Annotated in this window: 1 protein-coding gene; it reads right to left on the reverse strand. The window is 63.4% G+C overall.

Features of this window, described 5'->3' with window-relative positions; genetic code table 11:
* Nucleotides 1-46 precede the first annotated feature (46 nt).
* Nucleotides 47-1,381: acyclic terpene utilization AtuA family protein (locus QCE63_RS35465; protein WP_309839927.1), on the reverse strand; the 1,335-nt coding region annotated here is incomplete at its 5' end.

The following is a 1,381-nucleotide window of genomic DNA, read 5'->3' on the forward strand; positions in this document are numbered from 1 at the left end:
ACCTTCGCCAGTTCGCGCAGCGTCTTGCCTTGTGTCTGCGTCGTGCTCATGCGCCTACCTCCACGATCTCAACCGGAAACAGCGACTCCGCCGAGTCGATCTTCATCACGTGATACACCGTGAACTTGCACACCGGCCCAATCGGGTTCTCCGGCGGATTCAACGGAATCGCGAAGTTACCTGCTGTGGCCACCTGTCCCGGATACGGCGTGTGCAGCACATCGATACGCACGCTGCTGCAAATCGCATTCGCCAGTTCCTGATTCGCCGCCGTCACTTCACCCAGCAAGCCGATCTCATGCGGCACCGCTTGCGTCTGCGGTTCGAAGCTGCCCATCACGCCGTTCTTGCCGTACACGTGGAAGTTCAGCGTCGCCTCGCCCGAGCGCAACTCCGGATACGTCTCGTGCGCCTGCTGCTTGATGCCTTCGAGGAACGTGTCGATCTGCTCGACCAGGATCGGATCGCGGATCCCGCCGATAAAGATCGTGCGCATCCCCACCACGCCCGCGCCTTCGAGCTTCACCGTGTAGTCGTCGGCCGGAATAAAGCGGCTGCCACGCACCCGCACCGCCCGCTCCGTGAGCTGTTCGTAGGTCGCCTCGCGCAGATCCAGCACCCCGCCCGGGCCCGTCAACAAGTCCGGACGCGTCTTCTCGTACAGCGTGTGCGCCGCCACCGAAGCCGGCGTGCAGCGCTCGCGCGGGTTCATCGGTTCGAGGTCGAAGCTGTCGCGACGGATCGTCGCCAGGATTACTTTGCCTTTCGGCTCCGCGCAGTTCGCTCCGCACTCGACGATCTTGCCCATGTGCCAGTAAATCCCCGGCTCGATTCCATGCAGCATGCACAGCCCCGCGAACGGCGCCGGATCATACGCACGGCCCGCCACGATGATGTCCAGATCGGGATGCTCGCGCAGTACCTTCGCGAACGGCTCCGCACCCATTTGCGCGACGATGTGCGACGACGCGCCCACATCCGACACCTGCAACTCCGGCGCCGATGCGCACGGCGTGATGCGGCCTTCGCCCATGGCATCGCGCACATACGACGGGTCCACGTCCGAATAGATCTTCGCGATCTTGAAGCGATAACCGTCACGCTTCGCGATCTCCTCGATCACATCGACCATGAAGTCCACATGCGCGCGAATCCCGGGGCCGCCGGCCGAGCTGATATAGATCGGCACCTTGCGCGTGGCGCAGGCTTCGAGCATCAGCGACAGATCGCGCAGATACGCTTCACGCGTGACCAGTGTCTTGGGCAAGCCGAGCAGATAAGGACCGGGGTCGGTAGAACCGCCATCGACGATCATCGCGTCGGGCTGTTGATCGATGCCGCGCCAGAAGTCGGCCACCGGGATGCCGTAGCCCAGGATGCC

The organism is Caballeronia sp. LZ065 (genome assembly GCF_031450975.1).
Lineage (GTDB): Bacteria > Pseudomonadota > Gammaproteobacteria > Burkholderiales > Burkholderiaceae > Caballeronia.